Origin of the sequence: Pseudomonas granadensis (assembly GCF_900105485.1) — a bacterium.
GTDB classification, from domain to species: Bacteria; Pseudomonadota; Gammaproteobacteria; order Pseudomonadales; family Pseudomonadaceae; genus Aquipseudomonas; species Aquipseudomonas granadensis.
Genome location: NZ_LT629778.1, coordinates 2,025,506 through 2,047,285 on the forward strand (window position 1 = coordinate 2,025,506; position 21,780 = coordinate 2,047,285).

The following is a 21,780-nucleotide window of genomic DNA, read 5'->3' on the forward strand; positions in this document are numbered from 1 at the left end:
GGCACTCGGATAAATAATTAAAACTGATGAATATCAGAAAGTTGCAAAGCGTTTAAAGCTCGGCCCTGTCGCCAAGCGGGATACCCGGCACGTTTATTGATGCCGCCGCTGACACCGTGGCCGGTGCACGACAGTTGTCAGTTCCTCCGGCCATCGTCCGGCTCGCACCTGCGTGTGCCAGCCGCCTGATGAGCAAAAATAATCAAAAGAACAGTGGAGCGGCCATGCAACAGATCAGATCGCAAGTGAGCGAGCGCGACGGCTTGTTCGAGCTCGAAGCCGGCAGCGATGTCCTCGACAGTCCCCGTTATAACCACGACATGGCACCGACGAAGGTGCACGAACGCACCTGGAACAAATGGCACATCACCGCACTGTGGGTCGGCATGTCGATCTGCGTGCCGACCTATACGCTGGGCGGCGTGCTCACCGCCTATTTCGGGCTGACCGTGGGTGAAGCGCTGCTGGCGATTCTGTTCGCCAACATCATTGTGCTGACTCCCCTGACGCTGAACGCATTCCCCGGGACCAAGTACGGCATCCCCTTTCCGGTGCTGCTGCGCTCGTCGTTCGGCATTCTCGGCTCCAACGTACCGTGTCTGATTCGCGCGCTGGTCGCGTGTGGCTGGTTCGGCATTCAGACGATGTTTGGCGGGCTGGCGATTCACCTGTTTCTGGGCTCCGTATTCGAGGGTTGGAAATCGCTGGGCGGCACCGGTGAGGTGATCGGTTTCATGGTGTTCTGGGCGCTGAACCTGTGGGTAGTGATTCGCGGCGCCGAGTCGATCAAATGGCTGGAAACCCTGTCTGCGCCGCTGCTGGTGGCGGTCGGCATCGGTCTGCTGGTGTGGGCGATGCCCAATGTGTCGATGAGCGAGCTGATGGCGATCCCGGCCAAGCGTCCTGAAGGCGCCAGTGTGGTCGGTTACTTCGCCGCCGGGCTGACGGCGATGGTCGGTTTCTGGGCCACATTATCGCTGAACATTCCTGATTTCAGTCGCTACGCCAAGAGCCAGAAAGACCAGATTCTCGGGCAGATCATCGGCCTGCCATTGACCATGTTTCTGTTCGCCGCGCTCGGCGTGGTGATGACCGCGGCGTCGGTGAAACTGGTCGGCGTGACCGTGTCGGATCCGGTCACGCTGATCGGCCACATCCAGAGCCCGGTGTGGGTGGCGGTGGCCATGGCGCTGATCATCATTGCGACGCTGTCGACCAACACCGCGGCCAACATCGTCTCGCCCACCAACGACTTTCAGAACATCGCGCCCAAGGTGATCAACCGCACCAAAGCGGTGTTGCTGACCGGTCTGGTCGGGCTGGCGCTGATGGCCCATGAGTTGCTGAAAAAACTCGGTCTGATCGTTTCCGACGTCAGCCTGGAAAGCGTGTACTCCAACTGGCTGCTGGGCTATTCGAGCCTGCTCGGGCCGATTGCCGGGATCATGGTGGTGGACTATTTCCTGATCAAGAAACAGCAACTGGACCTTGCCGGTCTGTATCGCGATGACGTGTACCCGGCATGGAACGGCGCCGGCTTCATCGCCTTCGGCGTGCCGGTGCTGCTGACATTGTTGTCGCTGGGCAGCGATGCGTTCAGCTGGTTCTACAGCTACGGCTGGTTCACCGGCTCGGCGCTGGGCGGTTTGATCTATTACGGGTTGTGCGTGATGCGTGCGCAGCCATCGGTCGTTAAATCAGCGGTGTAGCGACTGGCCTCATCGCGAGCAGGCTCACTCCTACAGTTTGAAATGCGTTCCCCTTGTAGGAGTGAGCCTGCTCGCGATAGCGGTTTACCAGACACCCAAGAAACATCAAAAGAAACAGCCTGAGGAGATCCCCATGAACGCAGCCGTCGACGTTCTGCAATCGAGCCATCAGCACATCAACCGCAATCGCCTGTGGGCCTCGCTGATGGAGCTGGCCAAACTCGGCGCCACGGTCAAGGGCGGTGTCTGTCGCCTGGCCCTGACCGACCTCGACCGCCAGGCCCGCGACTTGTTTGTGCAATGGTGCAAGGAGGCCGGATGCAGCGTCACGGTGGATGCCGTCGGCAACATTTTCGCTCGCCGTCCGGGGCGTAATCCCGAGCTGCCACCGGTGATGACCGGCAGCCACATCGACACACAACCCACCGGCGGCAAGTTCGACGGCTGCTTCGGCGTGCTCGCCGGCGTAGAAGTCCTGCGCACCTTGAACGACCTCAACGTGGAAACCGAAGCGCCGCTGGAAGTGGTGGTCTGGACCAACGAAGAAGGCTCGCGCTTCGCCCCGTGCATGATGGGCTCGGGGGTGTTCGCGGAAAAATTCACCCTCGCCGAAACCCTGGCCAAAGTCGACGCCGACGGTGTCACGGTCGGCGAAGCGCTCAACGCCATTGGCTACGCCGGTTCGCGCAAAGTCAGCGGACACCCGGTTGGTGCCTACTTCGAGGCGCACATCGAGCAAGGCCCGATTCTGGAAGACGAAAAGAAAACCATCGGCGTGGTTCTCGGCGCGCTCGGGCAGAAGTGGTTCGACCTCAAGTTGCGGGGCGTCGAAGCCCACGCCGGCCCGACGCCGATGCACCTGCGCAAGGACGCCCTGGTCGGCGCCGCAGTGATCGTCGGTGCCGTCAACCGCGCCGCCCTCGGCCACCAGCCGCACGCCTGTGGCACGGTCGGTTGCCTGCAAGCCTATCCCGGCTCACGCAACGTGATTCCCGGCGAAGTGCGCATGACCCTGGATTTCCGTCATCTCCAGCCGGCGCGCCTGGATTCGATGATCGCCGAGGTAAAACAAATCATCGAATCCACCTGCCAGGCCCACGGCCTCACTTATGAGCTGACACCAACCGCGGACTTCCCGCCGCTGTACTTCGAAAAGGGCTGCGTCGAAGCGGTACGTGGCGCGGCACAAGGGCTGGGCCTGTCACACATGGACATTGTCAGCGGCGCCGGCCACGACGCGATTTTCCTCGCCGAACTCGGCCCGGCCGGGATGATCTTCGTCCCGTGCGAAGGCGGCATCAGCCACAACGAAATCGAAAACGCCGCCCCGGATGATCTGGCGGCGGGATGCGCGGTGCTGCTGCGGGCAATGCTGGCGGCTTCGGCGATGGTTGCCGCCGGACAGCGCGCGGCCTGACAAGATTCGATGGCACACACTAACCCCTGCAGGAGTGAGCCTGCTCGCGATAGCGGAGTGTCAGCCACAGATGATTTGGCTGACCTGACGCCATCGCCAGCAGGCTGGCTCCCACAGGGATCTTCGGCGTGCCTGAGCCAGGTGGCCCCCACAAATCCTGTAGGAGTGAGCCTGCTCGCGATGAGGCCAGTCAGTTCAGCGCAAACCCTCAACCGCAGCCATCAAGGCGCACCAAACATCATCGTCCAGTACACCCCTTCAGCGCTGCGTGCTTCGCTGGCGAACCCGGCGCCGACCTGGGTGTACATCGGGTTCATCAGGTTGGCGCAATGGCCCGGGCTGGCCAGCCATCCGGCCATCGCCTTGCCCGGTGAGCTTTGCCCGGCGGCGATGTTTTCACCGATTTGCCGACCGCGATAACCGGCGGCGCGGGCGCGGTCGGCTGGCTGGTCGCCGTCCGGGTCGCGGTGGGCGAAATAGTTGCCGTAGGCCATGGCTTTACTGTGGCCCTGCGCGGCGGCGCCCAATGCCGCGTTCCAGCTCAACGGCCGTGCGGCGGCGAAGCGCTGGCGGCCGCACATTCGTGGGCGGGCGCGGGCGGCGTTGACTTCAGCGAGCAGTGCCTTGCCGACGGTGCGGTTGTCACCGACGCGGCTGTCGAGCACCGGTCGCGCCAGCACCACTTGCCATTGATTGCGCGAACGGCTGACGCCGATGTCGGCATACGTCGCATCGAGCAGTGCGGCGCAGTGTTCGTCGAGCAACTGGTCGAAGGCTTCTTCGGCGTCCTCGGCACCGACCACACGAATACTGCGCACCGCCGTGGCGGCGTAGCCCGAGGATTTCAGCGCCTCACGCATGCCGCCGGCGTAGCCATAGCCGATCGGCAGGGCCAGGTTCGCGTTCAGTCGCAACGGTGCCAGACGCTGCGCCGGGCGCCGCTCGCAACGTTGCGGATGGGCGCGATAGTCATTGATCGCGGCCACCAGTTGCCGCTCCGCACCGGCCTGGGCGGTTTCGACAAACAGCGGAGAAAGGATCAGCAGGCACAGCGAAACAAAGCGAGACGAACGAACGGCGTGGCGCATGGGGCGGGCGGCTCTGAAGGGGGACAGCGCAAAAAGTCGAGTGAACCGCGAAATGCGGCGCGGGTAGGACTGGCGATTCGGGACTTGGTTCAAGCGATGGGCGGCTGTTTTTGGAGCAGGGCGATAAAGGGCGTGATCAGACAAGATGCGATGTTGCGCTGGATGACGCCATCGCGAGCAGGCTCACTCCTACATTTGAAATGCATTCCCATGTGGGAGCGAAGGGGCCCTTTCGGACAACTCGACTTTCAGCGATTCAACACGTCGCCCATCCACTGCAAATACTCCTCCCGCGCGGCAATCGAGTTATGCCCCGACTCCGGCACCACTCGAAGCGCCGCCACGCCCGCAGGGAAGTGCTCAAGCAGGCGCTGGGTGCTGGCGCGCGGAATTACCTCATCATCACTGGCCGCCAGCAGCAACGTCGGCACGCGGATATGCGCGGCATATTTGCCCGACTCGAAGCGATCCTTGAGCAACCACTTCACCGGCACCCAAGGGTATTGGCGCACGGCGATTTCTTCGAGGCTGTTGTAGGGCGTCACCAGAATCAACTGATGCACCGGCCGCTGGCTGGCCAGGCGCACGGCGACACCCGAGCCGAGACTGCGCCCGATCACCGCGATCTGCGGATGACTGGCGTAAACCTGATCGAACAGCGCCAGCGCGTCCTCGGCAATCGCCGCTTCGGACGGCGAGCCGTCGCTGTCACCGAAACCACGGTAATTGAGCAGGTACAACGCGTAGTCAGGAAAAGCCTCGGCAAACTCCGGCAGATTGCCCGAGACGTCCTCGGCATTGCCGCCGAAATACAGCAGCGCTCGCGGGCCGCTATGTGCGCGGGTAAGCACCGAAACCTTTGCGTTGGGCATCGACAAGGTCATCCGCGAGTCAGCGCTGGCGACGGCATTGGGCTGCGGAAAATAGATCAGCGAGCGCTGAAACACGAATAGCGCTGCGCACAACGCCAGGTACAGGGCGACGAGCAATGCGACGAGTGACATCAAGGTTCGGGACATTCGGCTATTTTTAATCGGGAGTGAAGGTTGGCCGTCGCAGTGTAGTCCACCGCAACACTCGGCCGCTCGCCACACAACCGGCAACAGATCCATGCAGCAGGGGAGCCAGCATGAGCCACACTGAGGGTTATTCCCGACGCCGCCTGCTTACGCTGGCGGCCGGAGTTTCGGCGGTCTTCAGCCTTGATCGGGCCTTGGCCAGCCGCACGACATCCGCGACGACCGGAGGCCAGACCATGCAGACCCGCGCCATCCCATCCAGCTCCGAGGCGTTGCCGATCGTCGGCCTCGGCACCTATCGCGGATTTGATGTGGCTCCCGGCGATCCGGTTTACCGGCAGTTGCCGGCGGTGCTCGATGAGTTGTTCGCCAAGGGCGGCACGTTGATCGACAGCTCACCGATGTATGGTCGCGCCGAAAAGACCACCGGTGAACTGCTGTCGATCCACCAGCCGCGCTCGCCAGCGTTTCTCGCCACCAAAGTGTGGACGCGAGGGCGCGAGGAGGGCATTGCGCAGATGGAGCAGTCGTTCAGCCTGCTGCAAACCGAACGCATCGACCTGATGCAGATCCACAACCTGCTCGACTGGCAGACCCACTTGCCGACACTGCGTGAATGGAAGGAGCAGGGGCGCATCCGCTACATCGGCGTCACCCACTACACGCCGTCGGCCTACGATGAAGTTGAAGCGGTACTGAAGACTGAATCTGTGGATTTTCTGCAAATCAACTACGCCCTCGATGATCGCGGCGTCGAGAAACGTATCCTGCCGCTGTGCCGCGAACGTGGGGTCGCGGTGATCTGCAATCGGCCATTCGGTGGTGGTGGCTTGCTCGCGCGGCTCAAGGGCAAGCCGCTGCCGGGCTGGGTTTCCGACGTGCAGGTCAATAGCTGGCCGCAACTGGCGCTGAAGTTTCTGCTCTCGCATTCAGCGGTAACGTGTGTAATTCCGGGCACCAGTAATCCGCGTTACATGGCGGATAACGTCAAGGCTGGATTTGGACCAATGCTGACCGATGCGCAACGGCATCAGTTGATGGCGTTAATCGATTAGCGCAGCTTTTGCGCAGACCAGGTGGCCCCAAGCCCTCACCCCAGCCCTCTCCCGGAGGGAGAGGGAGCCGATTGGGGGATGCTTTTGAATTATGTCTGCCTGACATGCCTTGCCGAATCCATAATCGACGCGATTTTCCAGGTCGGTGGACAGCGCAAGACCATGCGGTCGGTTCCCTCTCCCTTTGGGAGAGGGCTAGGGTGAGGGGCTTTTCAGGGCCTCATATCATTTCAGGCAGCGACGACAGCACCTTGTCCAGGGTAATCGGATACTCCCGCACCCGTGCGCCAGTGGCGTTATAGATCGCATTGGCCACCGCCGCACTCACCCCGCAAATACCCAGTTCACCGACACCCTTGGCCTTCATCGGCGAGGAAATCGGGTCGGTCTCATCAAGGAAAATCACCTCTTGATGAGGAATGTCGGCATGCACCGGCACTTCATACCCGGCCAGGTCATGGTTGACGAAAAAGCCCAGTCGGGTATCCACCGCCAGTTCTTCCATCAACGCCGCACCGACGCCCATGGTCATCGCACCGATCACCTGGCTGCGCGCCGAGGTCGGGTTGAGAATCCGACCCGCCGCGCACACCGCGAGCATGCGCCGCACGCGGACTTCGCCGGTGGCGGCATCGACGGCGACTTCGACGAAATGCGCGCCGAAAGTCGACTGCTGGTACTTCTCGGCCAGATCGCCGAATTCAATGCTGTCCTCGCCAACCAGTTCGCCGCCTTCTGCGGCATTGCGCAATGGCAGGGTTTTACCGCCAGCGCGTACCTGGCCGTCGACGAATTCGGCCTGGTCTGCCTCCATGCCGAGTTTCCCGGCCACCGCCTCACGGAGTTTGACGCACGCGGCATACACCCCGGCGGTCGAGCAGTTGCCGCCGAACTGGCCGCCCGAGCCTGCCGATACCGGGAAGTTCGAGTCACCCAGATGCACCGTCACGTCGTCGAGGCCGACGCCCATCATCTCGGCGGCAGTTTGGGCGATGATCGTGTAGCTGCCGGTGCCGATGTCGGTCATGTCGGTTTCGACCGTAACCTTGCCGTCGCGCTCCAGGCGCACTCGCGCACCGGACTTGACCAGCAGGTTGTTGCGAAACGCCGCGGCCACGCCCATGCCGATCAGCCAGCGGCCTTCGCGACGCGTGCCAGGTTTGGCGGGGCGCTGATCCCAGCCGAATTTCTGCGCGCCGAGCTCCAGGCACTTGACCAGTTGACGCTGGGAAAACGGCCGCTCGGTTTTGACCGGGTCGACCTGGGTGTCGTTGAGAATGCGGAACTGGATCGGGTCCATGTTCAACTGCTCGGCCATCTCGTCCATGGCGATTTCCAGCACCATCAGCCCCGGCGCTTCACCCGGTGCGCGCATGGCGTTGCCCTCCGGCAGATCCAGCGGCGCGAGGCGCATGCTGACCCGGCGGTTTTCTGCCGCGTAGAGCAACTGACTCGGCTGCGCGGCGAGTTCGACCTTGCCGTCGGCGAGGTTGCCCGACCAGCCTTCGTGGGCGATAGCGGTGAGCTTGCCGTCCGCCGTCGCGCCCATGCGAATGCGCTGAATCGTCGCCGGGCGATGGGTGGTGTTGTTGGCCATTTGCGGGCGGGCGAGGGCGACTTTCACCGGCCGGCCAGCCATGCGCGCGCCGAGGGCGGCGAGTATCGCGTCAGCGCGCACGAACAGTTTGCCGCCGAAACCACCACCAATGTAGGGCGAGACGATGCGCACTTTTTCCTCCGGCAAACCCAGCGTCTTGGCCACATCGCCGACGCTCCAGGCGACCATTTGATTGGACGTCCACAAGGTCAGTTGATCGCCGTTCCAGGCGGCCAGCGTCGAATGCGGTTCCATCATCGCGTGAGACTGGTCCGGCGTGGTGTAGGTGCGGTCGAACTGCACCGGTGCAGCGGCGAAGGCCTTGTCGAAATCGCCGTGATTGACATCGGGCAGTTCATCTTTCGGCTCGACGCCCAAATCACGCACGCTGGCCAGATCGAACTTGCCGTCGCTGGTTTCGTAGTCGACCTTGACCAACTGCGCCGCCGCGCGCGCCTGTTCGAAGGTTTCGGCCACCACCAGCGCAACCGCTTGCTGATAATGCTGCACCTCAGGATGGGCGAGCAGGTGCGCGGCGTTGTATTGGCCCTTGTCGAGCTTGCCGGCATTGGCGCCGGTGACGATCGCCAGCACGCCGGGCGCGGCTTTCGCTTCGTCGAGGTGGATGGCTTTGATCCGGCCCTTGGCAATGCCGGAATCGACCATGAAACCGTACGCCTGATTGGCCGCCGCTTCATGTTGCTCATAGGCATAGGTCGCTTGACCGCAGGTTTTCAACCGGCCTTCGACGCGTGGGGTGGGTTGACCGACCACTTTCAGTTGGTCGATCGGGTTGGTGGTGGCGGGCGTGTCGAATTTCATGCCGTTTCCCTCGCTTGCGCCAACACCGCGCCGAGCGTGCGCTCGACCAGGGTCAGTTTGAATTGGTTGTCGTGGGTCGGTGTCGCGCCTTCGAGCAGGCGCTGGCTGACGGCTTTGGCGCCTTGCGGCAGCAATGCTTCAGCAGCTTCGACGCGCCACGGTTTCGGCGCGATGCCACCGACCGCTACGCGCCCGCTGCCGTCCGCTTGCAGGATCAGCCCGACCGACACCAGCGCAAACGCATAGGAGGAGCGATCACGCACCTTGTGATAGATGTGCGTGCCGCCTACTGGTGGCGGCAGGGTTACGGCAGTGATGAACTCGCCAGGCGTGAGGCTGGTTTCGATGTGCGGTGTGTCACCGGGCAACTGATGGAAATCGGCCATGGCGATGCTGCGCGTGCTGCCGTCAGGTTTCACCGTTTCAATCTGCGCATCGAGGGCGCGCATGGCAATGGCCATGTCACTCGGATGGGTGGCGATGCACGCGTCGCTGACGCCGATGATGCCGAGCTGCCGCGTGACCCCACCGATGGCCGAACAGCCGCTGCCGGGGTTGCGTTTGTTGCAGGCCTGATGCGTGTCGTAGAAGTACGGGCATCGGGTGCGTTGCAGCAGGTTGCCGGCGGTGGTGGCCATGTTGCGCAGCTGCCCCGAGGCCCCGGCGAGCAGGGCGCGCGACAGCAGGGCGTAGTCTTTGCGCACGCGCGCATCGGCGGCCAGATCGGTGTTGCGCACCAGCGCGCCGATGCGCAGACCGCCTTCGGGCGTGGCTTCGATCTGATCGAGGCCCAAGTGATTGATATCGATAAGATGTGGCGGGGTTTCGATGTCGAGTTTCATCAGGTCGAGCAGATTGGTGCCGCCAGCGATGAACCGTGCGCCTTCGACCTGAGCGGCTTGTGCCGCGGCTGCGGCGGGCGAGTCGGCGCGGCTGTAATTGAACGCTCTCATGCCGATTCCTCCGCGACTTCAGTGATGGCTTCGATGATGTTCGAATAGGCGCCGCAACGGCAGATGTTGCCGCTCATGCGCTCCTGCAATTCGGCGGCGATCAGTTGCGGTGGCTCGGTCAGGCTCGGGCTGACGTGGCTGGGGATGCCATCGCGGATTTCCTTGAGCACCGCCACCGCCGAGCAGATCTGCCCCGGCGTGCAATAGCCGCACTGATAGCCATCGTGCTTGATGAACGCCGCCTGCATCGGGTGCAGCGTGTCCGGCATACCGAGGCCTTCGATGGTGGTGACCTCGCTGCCTTCGTGCATCACCGCCAGGCTCAGACAGGAATTGATCCGCCGGCCATCGGCGATCACCGTGCAGGCGCCGCACTGGCCGTGGTCGCAGCCTTTCTTGGTACCGGTCAGGTGCAGGTGCTCGCGCAGGGCATCGAGCAGGGTGGTGCGGGTGTCGACGTTCAACTCGCGCGGTTGGCCGTTGACGTTGAGGGTCACTTTGCTCATGGCGGGTTGCTCCAGATTGGCCGCATAGGCCTTGAGGCTGATAAACGGGGGCATCGCAAACGCGGTCGCAGTCACAGCGCCGAGGATCAAAAAGCTGCGTCGGGAAATCGTCATGGTTCGATTCCTTGTCTCTCATCAGGCGGCAGGATCACAAAGGGCCCTGTCGGGCGCGCCGGCATGCATGCCAGTCTCGTAAAAGGAGTGACCGCAGGGGAGGGGAAAAGGTTTTGTCGGATTTCGCGCTACGGCGTTATGGGCACAGTTCATCAATCATCAAGCCAACACAAATCCCCTGTAGGCCTTCGCCTGCTCGCGATAGCGGTGTGTCATCCGGCATCTACTTACCTGACACACCGCTATCGCGAGCAGGCTCACTCCTGCATTGGAATGTGTGGCGCCTGGTTAATGTGAGCCCACCACCATCGAGGTAAACGGCGCTACATAAGCCTGCAACGTCACCAGCCCGCCGACCAGAATCGCCAGCACGATCGAGTGGAAGAACACGTAGCGCAGAATCTCGCCCTCATGCCCGTACCAGCGCGTGGCGGTGGAGGCGACCACGATCGATTGCGCGTCGACCATTTTGCCCATCACACCACCCGAGCTGTTCGCCGCCGCCATCAGCACCGGGCTGATGCCGAGCTGTTCCGAGGTGACTCGCTGCAAGCCGCCGAACAGCACGTTAGACGCCGTGTCCGAACCGGTCAGCGCCACGCCGAGCCAGCCGAGCAGCGTGCCGAACATCGGATAGAAAATCCCCGTCGCCGCAAACGCCAGACCCATGGTCGCATCGAGCCCTGAATAGCGCGTGAGGAACCCCAGCGCCAGCATCGCCGCAATGGTGATCAGCGAAAACCGCACCACCCACAGCGTGCGCAGGTATTGCTTGATCAACTGCGGGATCGAATAGCCCATCAACAGCCCGCCAACAATCGCCGCCAACAGAATCCCGCTGCCGGTCGCGGTGAGCCAGGTGAATTTGTACACCGCTTCCTCGGCTTTCGGCGCGGCAACCACGGGCGGTACTTTTTCGATCTGCAAATGCAGGCTGGTGAAGGTCACCGCCGGGGCGAAAATCGGGTTGGCCTCGCGCAGCGGTTTGCCTTGCGCATCCAGCCTGGCCGACTGCGTCACCGGATCAATCGCCGGGCGGGTGTCGAACATGTTTTTGAAGCCCTGGGTGCCCCAGGCAAACACGAACACCGTGAGGATGATCCACGGCATCCACGCGCGCATCACTGCCGGCCGCGCCTGATCGCTGAACGCGGCGCTGGCGGTGACTTTTTCCTCGTCCACTTTGGAGTTGTCGACACGCCCCGAGAGTGCCGCCGAGGTGTGAATGGTCGCCGGTTTCCATACCTTCAAGAACAGCGTCAGGCACGCCATGGAAATCAGCGCGGCGATGACATCCACCAGCATCGGCCCGTGGTAGTTCGACACGAGAAATTGCGGTATCGCGAAGCTGACGCCGGCCACCAGAATCGCCGGCCACACTTCGAGCATCTTGCGCCAGCCGGCGAACGCCCAGATCAGCCAGAACGGCACCAGCACCGAGAAGAACGGCAACTGTCGACCGACCATCATCGACAATTCCATTTCATCCAGCCCGGTGACTTTCGCCAAGGTGATGATCGGCGTGCCCAGCGCGCCGAACGCCACCGGCGCGGTGTTGGCGATCAGCGCCAGCCCCGACGCCGCCAGTGGCGAGAACCCCAGTCCGATCAGAATCGCCCCGGTCACCGCCACCGGGGTACCAAAACCGGCCGCGCCTTCGAAGAACGCACCGAAGCAAAAGGCGATCAACAGCAACTGCAAGCGGCGGTCATCGGTAATCCGCGCCAGCGAATCCTGCAGCACTTTGAACGAACCGTTCTCGGTGGTCAGGCGATGCAGAAAGATGATGTTGAGCACGATCCAGCCGATCGGCAGCAGGCCATTCGCAGCGCCGAACAACGCCGCTGAACCGGCCATGCCCGCCGGCATGTCGAACGCGAAAATCGAAATCAGCAGCGCAGAGGCCAACGCCAACAGCGCGGCCAGATGCGCCTTGACGTGAAAGAACGCCAGCGCCGCGAGCATCACCACCACCGGCACGGCGGCCATCAGTGTGGAGATCACTGGATTGCCAAACGGGTCATACACTTGCTGCCAGACCATGGTCCACCTCTGCTTGTTGTTATTGAGGGTGCAGATCCATTGCATGGGGGTTGGTTGCAAGCAGTATAGGTGGCGTGTCGCCGCTGTTCGGCGCTGACGAACGAGGCGACCAACGGTCGATACTGGCCACTGAATCAAGCGCGTTTTGCCCGGTCGTATCTGCGGCTGTGCGCACCCTTGTCAAAAGGCGAGGGCAGCGTGGCCGATTCCGTCGTCAAGACCTTGGTTTTAGGGAAGTTTTGAATGAAGCAAGCGCCAACGATCCTGCTGACTGTGACCGCCGCCGTTTTGCTCGGTGGCTGTGTCGCGGATTTTGATGATGACCATCGCCATGGCCGGCACTACGACCGCGATCACGGTCGCTATTACGACCACGACCGGCGCTGGGACGACCGCGATGACGACCGTCGCGACGGGCGTCGCTACTACCGTGATCGGGATGATGATTGATTGAACGCGAAAGGGCGTCCCGCGATGGGACGCCCTTTTTGTTTAGCCTTCGATACTCAAGAAAAACGAGCGCTCGCCCGGACGCTGGATCGCGCAGGCACAGTGGCCTCGATGTCCAGCAAATGGGTGGCGAGAATGTCGCTCAGAAAACGGAACTGATCGTTGAAGCCGACCACTTCATTGCTGAAGTGATTGCTGGCGGCGGGCATCAGCAGATCCTCGAATGCCTCGTTGAACACCAGCGCGCGGGCCTTGTGCGACACAACGTGCTGAGCGTAATAGTTGCTGCCGAACACCGGGAAACTCACGGAGAGGGTGACTTGGGTGTGAATCATGCTGTGAACTCCTCGTTGTGTTGCGGGTAGGGCAATCGTGCCTTTCATGGGCGGTTGGCGGAAGGCAATCGTGGCGATGGTGAATATCGATGGCGGTGATGGTTGTCGTGGCGATTGGCGGTATTGCTGATGACCTCATCGCTGGCAAGCCAGCTCCCACAGAGGTTTTCAGTGACCACAGGTTTTGCATCCAAACCAGAAACCTGTGGGAGCTGGCTTGCCAGCGATGAGGTCGGTGCAGCCACCATCAATATTCACTGACCCACCTATACTCAAATCCGCCCCCGTTCATCCAAGGAACCAGCACCGTGAATCCGCGTGCGCTGCTGATCGCCGCACTGCTTGTCCTGACCGGCTGCACCACTTCGGCGCGGGCGCCGGTGGTCGCGCCGCGCGCTGTGCTGGTGTCGCCGGCTACCTGGCAGCAGATCGACCGGGAAATCGTCAGCGCCTCGCAGCAGGCTACCGAGCAGGTCAAGGTGTTCGCCCGTGGCTCGATGGAACATTGGCGCACTCGCGTCTATCAGCAAACTGAAGAAAATTTCATCCCGTGGTTCAGCAGCTACTGGACCCAGGAATGGCTGTCGATGAAAGTCAGCTGGTACACGATCAATGCCGGCGGCGAACCGGACGCGTCAGCCAAGCGCCTGGCGGCGTATCTGCTTGAGCAATATCAGGAAAGGGTGCTGGCGCCGGTGGCGGTGGAGATCGACCCGGATGCCATTCTCGCCCAGGCCACCGCGTTCTATGCGCAGTTGATGGCGCAGCAAATGCCGTTGATCGCCCAGCGCCACGGGGTGCCGGTCGCACAGCTCAACGGGCGCTTGCAGAAAGTCCCGGCCATCGCCCTCGGCCCACCGCCGGCGCGCGATGCCTCGTTGTTTCAGGTCATCAGCACTGAACCGTTGGATACCTTGCCGGCGTATGCCGCGCTGATCGACAAGATCCACACCGATGGCGGCGCCAAAGGCATCGCCTCGACCGACGCCGGGATGGCTCCGGTGGCCAAACGCGCGAGCCAGCGCATGGAAGCGGAAATGGCCCCGCGCGGCGCTGCCAGTGCGGTTGCCGCGGCGGCCGGGAAACTGGCTGGCGGTTTGATCTCGGTGGGCGTGGCGGGGATTCGCGCGATCATCCAGGCCAACGACCGTCCCGACAGCGAAGCGCTGATCCGCAGCAGCCTGGGCGGCACGTTCGACAAGGCCTGGCTGAAACTGGTGCAAAGCCCGACCACCGGGGTGATGGCCGGCACGCTGCACATGGCCGGGCAGGTCGAGGGCCATCTGGGTGAGAGCGATGAGCCGAAAACCTTCGCGCATTCAAAGTCTCATTGATTATCTGACCGCTATCGCGAGCAGGCTCACTCCTACAAGGGATCTGCGCTGAGCAAAGAATATGCGAACACCCTAAAACTTTGTGGGAGCCAGCCTGCTGGCGATTGGGCCGGGACAGCCAACACAGGCATTGACTGTTCGACCGCTATCGCGAGCAGGCTCACTCCTGCAAGGGATCTGTGGTGAGCTGAGGAATTGCGTATACCCGAAGATCGTGTGGGAGCCAGCCTGCTGGCGATTGGGCCGGGACAGCCAACACAGGCATTGACTGTTCGACCGCTATCGCGAGCAGGCTCACTCCTACAAGGGATCTGCGCTGAGCAAAGAATATGCGAACACCCTAAAACTTTGTGGGAGCCAGCCTGCTGGCGATTGGGCCGGGACAGCCAACACAGGCATTGACTGTTCGACCGCTATCGCGAGCAGGCTCACTCCTACAAGGGATCTGTGGTGAGCTGAGGAATTGCGTATACCCGAAGATCGTGTGGGAGCCAGCCTGCTGGCGATTGGGCCGGCACAGCCAACACAGGCATTGACTGTTCGACCGCTATCGCGAGCAGGCTCACTCCTGCAAGGGATCTGTGGTGAGCTGAGGATTTGCGTATACCCGAAGATTGAGTGGGAGCCAGCCTGTTGGCGATTGGGCCGGGACAGCCAACACAGGCATAGACTGTTCGACCGCTATCGCGAGCAGGCTCACTCCTGCAGGTATTGCGTTCACTCGGGGGTGGGGGTGGTGCGGCAACTTTTGCGGTTGCGGATTTGTTCATCGGTCGGGCGTTCGCGGACGAACTCGAAACGCGGCTCACCCTCGCTGTAATGCACCAGCCAGCCCCATTCCAGCTGGCTTTCATCTTGCCCGGGTTGCGGTGGCCGGGCCCACCACGGTTCTTTGCTGAGGATTTCGCGCATGGCTGCCTCCGGTTGATAGCGATCCTTGAACTATAGCCGCGTGTCACCGGTCGTCAGAGCAGGCTGTGTAAAATCGACGGCTGACAGTGAGCGAAGGAGACCGGGGCCATGATCGATGAAGTGCGCAGGGATGAGCCGTTCAAGCGGCTGTTTTTCGCCTTGGATTGCCCGCCAGCGCAGCGCAAGGCGATCGCGCAATGGCGCAGTGAATTGCGCCTGCGCACCGGCAAACCGGTGCCGGCGGATAATTTTCATCTGACCCTGCTGTTCCTCGGCGCCGTGCCGTTGGCACAGATTCAGCCGGTCTGCGAAGCCGCTGCCCAGGTGCGCACGCCGGGCGCTGCGTTGAGAGTTGCCTTGGATCGCTTGCAGGTGTGGCATCGCGCCGGGGTGTTGTCGCTGGCGCCGGACCAGGCGCCGCCGGCATTGTTGCGTCTGGTCTACGCACTGGAACAAGCCATGTTGCCGTTCGGCTTTGAAGAGACGCCGCGCGAATTCCGTCCGCACCTGACCCTGGCCCGAGAATTTCGCGCGCCGGAGCCGGAAGCTGCCACACCGCCGGAATTCTTCCTGCGCGCCGAACGCTTCGCCCTGTTCGAATCGCACAAGGGCCGCTATCGCATTATTCAGGACTGGCCGCTGATCTGACGGCCCAAAAAAAGGCGCCCGAGGGCGCCTGAAATTCACCTGAACCGAGGAAGCCAGGTGAGGCCGTTCAGAGCAGGGGCAGCGGTGGTAAGGCGCTGCGTGAACGGAAAGGGGTGCGCACATCATTCCCACGCGGAGCGGGGGAACGATCAATCTTGCTGCCATAACACCGAACCACTGTAGGAGTGAGCCTGCTCGCGATGAGGCCGGCAAACTCAGCATCAGCGCTGCCTGACACACCGCTATCGCGAGCAGGCTCACTCCTACATTTGGATAGTGGGTGAACTCACTTGCCGAGTTTCACTCGGGTCCAGCCGCGCGTCATGATCCGCTGCGTGGCGATTGGCTGATCCGGCACCGCGTACAGCGTCGCCATCACCGCTTGCGACGGGTACGAGCCGGGGTCGTTGCGGATCGCTTCGTCCACCAGTGGCGTTGCCGCTGCGTTGGCGTTGCTGTAGCCGTTGCTGTTGGTGATCTCGGCGATGATCTCCGGACGCATCAAAAAATCCATGAACAGGTAGGCATTCTCGACGTTCGCCGCATCGCGCGGGATGGCGACCATGTCGTAGAAGCTGCCGGCGCCTTCCTTGGGAATGCTGTAGTCGATCACCACGTTGTTGCCCGATTCCACCGCGCGGGCCTTGGCCTGCAGGACGTCACCGGAGTAACCGACCGCCACGCAGATGTTGCCGTTGGCCAGATCGGAGATGTATTTCGAGGAATGGAAATACGCCACGTTCGGGCGGATTTTCATGAACAGCGCCTCGGCTTCCTTGATGTGCGCGGTGTCCCTGTCGTTCACCGGGTAGCCCAGATAGTGCAGGGCGGCCGGGATCATTTCGGTCGGCGAGTCGAGAAAACTGATACCGCAGGCCTTCAATTTTTCAGCGTTCTCCGGCTTGAACAGCAAGTCCCAGGAATGGGTCGGAGCGTCGGCGCCGAGCACTTCCTTGACCTTGGCCGGGTTGAAACCGATGCCGATCGAGCCCCACATGTACGGGAACGCGTGGGCGTTGTCCGGGTCGCTGGCGGAGGCGTTTTTCAGCAGCACCGGGTTGAGATTCTTCCAGTTCGGCAGCTTCGATTTGTCCAGCGGTTGATAGACGCCGGCCTTGATCTGCTTGGCCAGAAAACTGTTCGACGGCACCACCAGGTCGTAACCGGATTTACCCGCGAGCAAACGTGCCTCAAGGGTTTCGTTGCTGTCGAAGACGTCGTAGGTCACGCGGATACCGGTTTCGTCTTCGAACTTCTTGACGGTGTCCGGCGCGATGTAATCGGACCAGTTGTAAACCCGCAGCACCTTATCGTTGGCCTGGGCGCCCATGACCATTGCGCCCATCAAGGACAGTGTCAGCAGAGTCCTGCCAAACATTTTCATCGGTACAACTCCATTCTTTTTATTCACTTCAAGCAAGGCCCCCTCACCCTGACCCTCTCCCGGGGGAGAGGGACTGGCCGAGGGGCCTGACAACATTTGCGGAAACTCGCGAGTGATGCGGATCAGGCAGTCGCCGCACGTTGCGGCTGCCATGCTTCGTTGGCCGTCTGATCCATCGCTTCCTGAATCGCCCGCTTGCGGTTGGCTTCTGCCTTGCGACCGAAGTACCAGACCAGGAACGTCACCAGCGACACCGCCAGCAGAATCAGGCTGGCCACGGCGTTGATCTCAGGTTTCACGCCCAGACGGACCGCCGAAAACACTTCCATCGGCAGAGTCGTAGAGCCGGGCCCGGAAACGAAACTCGCCAGCACCAGATCGTCCAGCGACAAAGCAAACGACATCATCCCGCCCGCCGCCAGCGACGGTGCGATCATCGGAATGGTGATGAGGAAAAACACCTTGAACGGCTTCGCACCGAGATCCATCGCCGCTTCCTCAATCGACAGGTCGAGTTCGCGAAGGCGCGCGGAGACTACCACCGCCACATAGGCAGCACAAAACGTGGTGTGGGCGATCCAGATCGTGACGATGCCACGCTCCTGCGGCCAGCCGATCAGCTGCGCCATCGCCACGAACAGTAGCAACAGCGACAGACCGGTGATCACTTCCGGCATCACCAACGGCGCGGTGACCAGACCGCCAAACAACGTGCGGCCCTTGAAGCGTGTCACCCGCGTCAGAACGAAGGCGGCGAGGGTGCCCAGCGCGACCGCAGCAATCGCGGTGTAGCAGGCGATTTCCAGCGAGCGCAGCACCGAGCCCATCAGTTGCGTGTTGTCGAGCAGGCCGACATACCACTTGACCGACCAACCGCCCCACACCGTCACTAGTTTGGAGGCGTTGAACGAGTAGATCACCAGAATCAGCATCGGCAGATAAATGAACATCAGGCCGAAGATCAGCATGAACTTCGAAAAATTGAAGCGTTTCATCCCCGTGCCTCCATTTCTTTGGCCTGGCTGCGGTTGAACAGCAGAATCGGCACAATCAGGATCAACAGCATCACCACCGCCAGCGCAGACGCCACCGGCCAGTCGCGGTTATTGAAGAACTCTTGCCACAGCACGCGCCCGATCATCAGCGTCTCTGGGCCGCCCAACAGCTCCGGAATCACGAACTCACCGACCACCGGAATGAACACCAGCATGCAGCCTGCGATGATCCCGTTCCTGGCCAGCGGCACGGTGATTTTCCAGAAGTTGTTGAAGTTGCTCGACCCCAGATCCTGCGCGGCTTCGAGCAGGCTGTTGTCGTGCTTGACCAGGTTGGCGTACAGCGGCAGCACCATGAACGGCAGGTACGCGTAGACGACACCGATATACACCGCGGTGTTGGTGTTGAGGATCTCGATCGGCTGGTCGGTGAGCCCGGTCCACATCAAAAACGCATTGAGCAGACCGTTGTTGCTGAGAATGCCCATCCACGCGTAAACGCGGATCAGGATCGCGGTCCAGGTTGGCATCATGATCAACAGCAGCAGGACGTTTTGCGTTTCCTTGCCGGTCTTGGTGATCGCGTAAGCCATCGGGAAACCGATCAGCAGACACATCACGGTGCTCAGTGCCGCCACCTTCAGCGAACCGAGGTAGGCCGACAGGTACAAATCGTCTTCGCCTAGCAAGGTGTAGTTGCCGATGTTCAGCAGCAGCTGGAATTTCTGTTCGGCGTAGGTGTAGATCTCCGAGTACGGCGGGATCGCCAGTGCGGCTTCCGAGAAACTGATCTTCATCACCAGAAAGAACGGCAGCATGAAGAACAGGAACAGCCAGATGAACGGAATGCCAATCACCAGTTTTCGCCCGCTGGGCACCAGGCGCAGGAATTGCTGATTGAAGGTTCTCATGAGCGCAGCACCACGCCGCTGTCGTCTTCCCACCAGACGTAGACTTTGTCGTCCCAGGTCGGCCGCGCGCCACGGCGCTCGGCGTTGGCCATGAACGACTGGACGATCTTGCCGCCGGGCAATTCGACGTAGAACACCGAATGGCCGCCGAGGTAGGCGATGTCATGCACCTTGCCTTCGGACCAGTTGTAGCGGCCCTCCGGTTGGGTGCTGCTGACGAGCATTTTTTCCGGCCGAATCGCGTAGGTGATCGACTTGTCCTGCACCGACGTGCTGACGCCATGACCGACGTAAATCTTCTGCTGCAGATCCGGACTGTGAATGATCGCGTGGCCTTCCAAATCCTCCACCACGGTGCCATCGAAGGCGTTCACGTTGCCGATGAACTCGCAGACCATGCGGCTGACCGGCGCTTCATAAATGTCGACCGGGCTGCCGATTTGCGCGATCCAGCCCAGGTGCATGATCGCGATGCGCTCGGCCATGGTCATGGCCTCTTCCTGGTCGTGGGTCACCATCACGCAGGTCACGCCGACGCGCTCGATGATCTCGACCAGTTCCAGCTGCATCTGCGAGCGCAGCTTTTTATCCAGCGCACCCATCGGCTCGTCGAGCAGCAACAGCTTCGGGCGCTTGGCCAGTGAGCGGGCGAGAGCGACGCGTTGGCGCTGGCCGCCGGACAACTGGTGCGGGCGGCGCTTGGCGTATTGGGTCATGTGCACCAGACGCAGCATTTCTTCAACGCGGGCATCGATTTCGCTGGCGGGCAAACGGTCCTGCTTGAGGCCGAAGGCGATATTCTGTGCGACGGTCATGTGCGGGAATAGCGCGTAGGACTGGAACATCATGTTGATCGGCCGCTCGTACGGCGGCATGTCGGTGATGTCCACGCCGTCGAGCAGAATTCGCCCCTCGGTCGGGCGCTCGAAACCGGCGAGCATGCGCAACAGGGTCGATTTGCCCGAACCCGAGCCCCCCAGCAGCGCAAAGATTTCGCCCTGATGGATCTCCAGGGACACATCGTCCACGGCCACGGTTTCATCGAACTTCTTGGTGACACGATCGACTTTCACCAACACCTTTTTCGGTTGCTGATGACCTTCAAGTGCCTTCCTGTAAGTGCTGGAGGCGTTTGCCATGTGAAACTCCCAACAGGTTTCGTTTGCCTGGCCAATGTGGCCGGGCTTAAGTGGATTGCAAGCCTGTAAGTGCTATGTCAGTCATTACACATCCCCTGTAAGAGTGAGCCTGCTCGCGATGGGGCCATGTCAGTCGACATCTCTGTTGACGGGTCTATCGCTATCGCGAGCAGGCGAAGGCCTACAGGGGAACTGTGCCTGTCTGAATGACCTTGCACTGCCGAGGGCTTGTTCGGCGCCGCCGTCCTGGCTGCCTGGGTCGTACTTGTTGTTATTACGGGTGTTGCTGTACACGGCTGCCGGATGCGCGCAGGCGCGCCCGGCCACCGTGGGGGCAGTAAATCGTCTGGTGTTTGCGAGTGGTGTCAGCGCTGGTTGCGTCGCGCCGCCCGTTGTCGGCAAGCCGCGCCGAACGCCTGGAAAATCTTCAGGTAGTTCGGGTTCTCCAGCACTTGCCATTCCGGGTGCCATTGCACGCCGAGGGCGAAGGTCGGGCTGTGCTCGACCGAGATCGCTTCGATCAAGCCATCCGGCGCCACGGCTTCGGCGCGCAGGCCGGAGGCGAGGCGATCGATGCCCTGGCTGTGAATCGAGTTGACCTGAAACTCACCCGGCAGCTCGAGCGCTTCGAACACGCCGCCCGCGAGCACCGTCACCGCGTGGGCCGGTGCATATTGCACGGCCACATCCGGGCTGTCGGCTTCGCGGTGATCGAGCATGCCCGGCAGCTCATGCACCTTCTGATGCAGGCTGCCGCCGAACGCCACGTTCATTTCCTGAAAGCCACGGCAAATGCCCAGCACCGGAACGCCCGCGGCGATGGCTGCACGTAATAAAGGAAGGGTGGTGGCGTCCCGCGCCGGATCGTGATCCGTACCGGGGGCGCTGGCCGGACCTTGGTAGTGGAAGGGTTCCACATTCGAGGGCGAGCCGGTCAGCAGCAGACCGTCGAGCTGACCGAGCAGGTCGTCGATTTCCGTCAGGCTGCCAAGGGAAGGAATGACCACCGGTAACCCTTCAGCGCCAACGCTGACAGCGCGAACATATTTGTCGCCGCTGATGTGATAGGGGTGCAGGCCGATCTGTTTGACGCACGCAGTAACGCCGATCAATGGCTTGAATGCCATTTTTATTCACCTCGAAGTCTGACACTTGAACGAGCTTTTCCGGAGCTTAGCGTCGTTGATTTTAATTAACAACTGCCATGTAAAAAATTCTAAACGCCGTTCATCCAAACGTTAGTGTTTTCGCCGCTCTGGCGCCTGCTTCGGCACGTGAGTGTTAAAAAAAGCCCGAAAAATAAAGGCTGCGGAGCGCAGTGTTCGCTATTGACTTCACTTTGCCTTTCG

General features: G+C 61.6%; 19 protein-coding genes. 6 read left to right on the plus strand and 13 right to left on the minus strand.

Annotation, left to right across the window (positions count from 1 at the left end; translation table 11 throughout):
* Positions 1–224 precede the first annotated feature (224 nt).
* Complete coding sequence (locus tag BLU52_RS08960; RefSeq protein ID WP_090282842.1) at positions 225–1,709, plus strand: NCS1 family nucleobase:cation symporter-1; 1,485 nt, start codon at positions 225–227, stop codon at positions 1,707–1,709.
* A gap of 133 nt (positions 1,710–1,842) precedes the next feature.
* Positions 1,843–3,126 carry a Zn-dependent hydrolase gene (locus tag BLU52_RS08965; RefSeq protein WP_090282843.1) on the plus strand — a complete coding sequence of 428 codons (1,284 nt, stop codon included), beginning with the start codon at positions 1,843–1,845 and terminating at the stop codon, positions 3,124–3,126.
* A 221-nt stretch (positions 3,127–3,347) separates the two neighbouring features.
* On the opposite strand, the gene BLU52_RS08970 is transcribed toward BLU52_RS08965, so the two are convergent.
* Together BLU52_RS08970 and BLU52_RS08975 are read right to left on the minus strand one after the other, a co-directional pair.
* The gene (locus tag BLU52_RS08970) at positions 3,348–4,214 is read right to left on the minus strand and encodes a CAP domain-containing protein (protein WP_090282844.1); all 867 of its coding nucleotides are present in this window, start codon (positions 4,212–4,214) and stop codon (positions 3,348–3,350) included.
* A 248-nt stretch (positions 4,215–4,462) separates the two neighbouring features.
* Positions 4,463–5,233, minus strand: coding sequence for an alpha/beta hydrolase (locus BLU52_RS08975; RefSeq protein ID WP_090282845.1), 771 nt, complete (start codon positions 5,231–5,233; stop codon positions 4,463–4,465).
* Between the two features lie 110 nt (positions 5,234–5,343).
* Here BLU52_RS08975 and BLU52_RS08980 point away from each other — a divergent pair, with 110 nt between their 5' ends.
* Positions 5,344–6,288 carry an aldo/keto reductase gene (locus tag BLU52_RS08980; RefSeq protein ID WP_197677959.1) on the plus strand — a complete coding sequence of 315 codons (945 nt, stop codon included), beginning with the start codon at positions 5,344–5,346 and terminating at the stop codon, positions 6,286–6,288.
* Between the two features lie 220 nt (positions 6,289–6,508).
* On the opposite strand, the gene paoC is transcribed toward BLU52_RS08980, so the two are convergent.
* The 4 genes from paoC to BLU52_RS09000 form a co-directional block, all read right to left on the minus strand.
* Positions 6,509–8,707 (minus strand): aldehyde oxidoreductase molybdenum-binding subunit PaoC, encoded by a 2,199-nt coding sequence (gene paoC / locus BLU52_RS08985; RefSeq protein WP_090282847.1) that lies wholly within the window; start codon positions 8,705–8,707, stop codon positions 6,509–6,511.
* A complete protein-coding gene (locus BLU52_RS08990; protein WP_090282848.1) occupies positions 8,704–9,660 on the minus strand; it encodes an FAD binding domain-containing protein in 957 nt (318 codons plus the stop codon). Before BLU52_RS08990 ends, paoC begins: the two co-directional genes overlap by 4 nt.
* Positions 9,657–10,280: an aldehyde dehydrogenase iron-sulfur subunit PaoA gene (gene paoA, locus BLU52_RS08995; RefSeq protein WP_090282849.1), complete on the minus strand. Its 624-nt coding sequence runs from the start codon at positions 10,278–10,280 to the stop codon at positions 9,657–9,659. Before paoA ends, BLU52_RS08990 begins: the two co-directional genes overlap by 4 nt.
* Before the next feature lie 288 nt (positions 10,281–10,568).
* Positions 10,569–12,323, minus strand: a complete 1,755-nt coding sequence (locus tag BLU52_RS09000) for an L-lactate permease (RefSeq protein ID WP_090282850.1) — start codon at positions 12,321–12,323, stop codon at positions 10,569–10,571.
* 243 nt (positions 12,324–12,566) lie between these two features.
* Between BLU52_RS09000 and BLU52_RS09005 the strand changes: the two genes are divergently transcribed.
* Positions 12,567–12,773, plus strand: a complete 207-nt coding sequence (locus tag BLU52_RS09005; RefSeq protein ID WP_090282851.1) for a hypothetical protein — start codon at positions 12,567–12,569, stop codon at positions 12,771–12,773.
* Between the two features lie 56 nt (positions 12,774–12,829).
* Here the strand turns inward: BLU52_RS09005 and BLU52_RS09010 are convergent, their stop codons facing one another.
* Entirely contained in the window at positions 12,830–13,108 is a 279-nt protein-coding gene (locus BLU52_RS09010) for a hypothetical protein (protein ID WP_090282852.1), read from the minus strand.
* Between the two features lie 308 nt (positions 13,109–13,416).
* Between BLU52_RS09010 and BLU52_RS09015 the strand changes: the two genes are divergently transcribed.
* Positions 13,417–14,442: a hypothetical protein gene (locus BLU52_RS09015; RefSeq protein WP_090282853.1), complete on the plus strand. Its 1,026-nt coding sequence runs from the start codon at positions 13,417–13,419 to the stop codon at positions 14,440–14,442.
* 717 nt (positions 14,443–15,159) lie between these two features.
* Here the strand turns inward: BLU52_RS09015 and BLU52_RS09020 are convergent.
* Positions 15,160–15,354, minus strand: a complete 195-nt coding sequence (locus tag BLU52_RS09020) for a hypothetical protein (protein WP_090282854.1) — start codon at positions 15,352–15,354, stop codon at positions 15,160–15,162.
* 108 nt (positions 15,355–15,462) lie between these two features.
* On the opposite strand from BLU52_RS09020, the gene thpR reads away from it, so the two are divergent.
* Positions 15,463–16,002 (plus strand): RNA 2',3'-cyclic phosphodiesterase, encoded by a 540-nt coding sequence (thpR, locus tag BLU52_RS09025; RefSeq protein WP_090282855.1) that lies wholly within the window; start codon positions 15,463–15,465, stop codon positions 16,000–16,002.
* Between the two features lie 286 nt (positions 16,003–16,288).
* On the opposite strand, the gene BLU52_RS09030 is transcribed toward thpR, so the two are convergent.
* The 5 genes from BLU52_RS09030 to BLU52_RS09050 form a co-directional block, all read right to left on the minus strand.
* The gene (locus BLU52_RS09030; RefSeq protein ID WP_090282856.1) at positions 16,289–17,386 is read right to left on the minus strand and encodes a polyamine ABC transporter substrate-binding protein; all 1,098 of its coding nucleotides are present in this window, start codon (positions 17,384–17,386) and stop codon (positions 16,289–16,291) included.
* 122 nt (positions 17,387–17,508) lie between these two features.
* Entirely contained in the window at positions 17,509–18,381 is an 873-nt protein-coding gene (locus BLU52_RS09035; RefSeq protein WP_090282857.1) for an ABC transporter permease subunit, read from the minus strand.
* Positions 18,378–19,292 (minus strand): ABC transporter permease subunit, encoded by a 915-nt coding sequence (locus BLU52_RS09040; protein WP_090282858.1) that lies wholly within the window; start codon positions 19,290–19,292, stop codon positions 18,378–18,380. The genes BLU52_RS09035 and BLU52_RS09040 overlap by 4 nt, the downstream gene beginning before the upstream one ends.
* Positions 19,289–20,431, minus strand: coding sequence for an ABC transporter ATP-binding protein (locus BLU52_RS09045; RefSeq protein WP_090282859.1), 1,143 nt, complete (start codon positions 20,429–20,431; stop codon positions 19,289–19,291). The genes BLU52_RS09040 and BLU52_RS09045 overlap by 4 nt, the downstream gene beginning before the upstream one ends.
* Positions 20,432–20,796: 365 nt before the next feature.
* Complete coding sequence (locus tag BLU52_RS09050) at positions 20,797–21,558, minus strand: gamma-glutamyl-gamma-aminobutyrate hydrolase family protein (RefSeq protein WP_090282860.1); 762 nt, start codon at positions 21,556–21,558, stop codon at positions 20,797–20,799.
* Between the last annotated feature and the right edge of the window lie 222 nt (positions 21,559–21,780).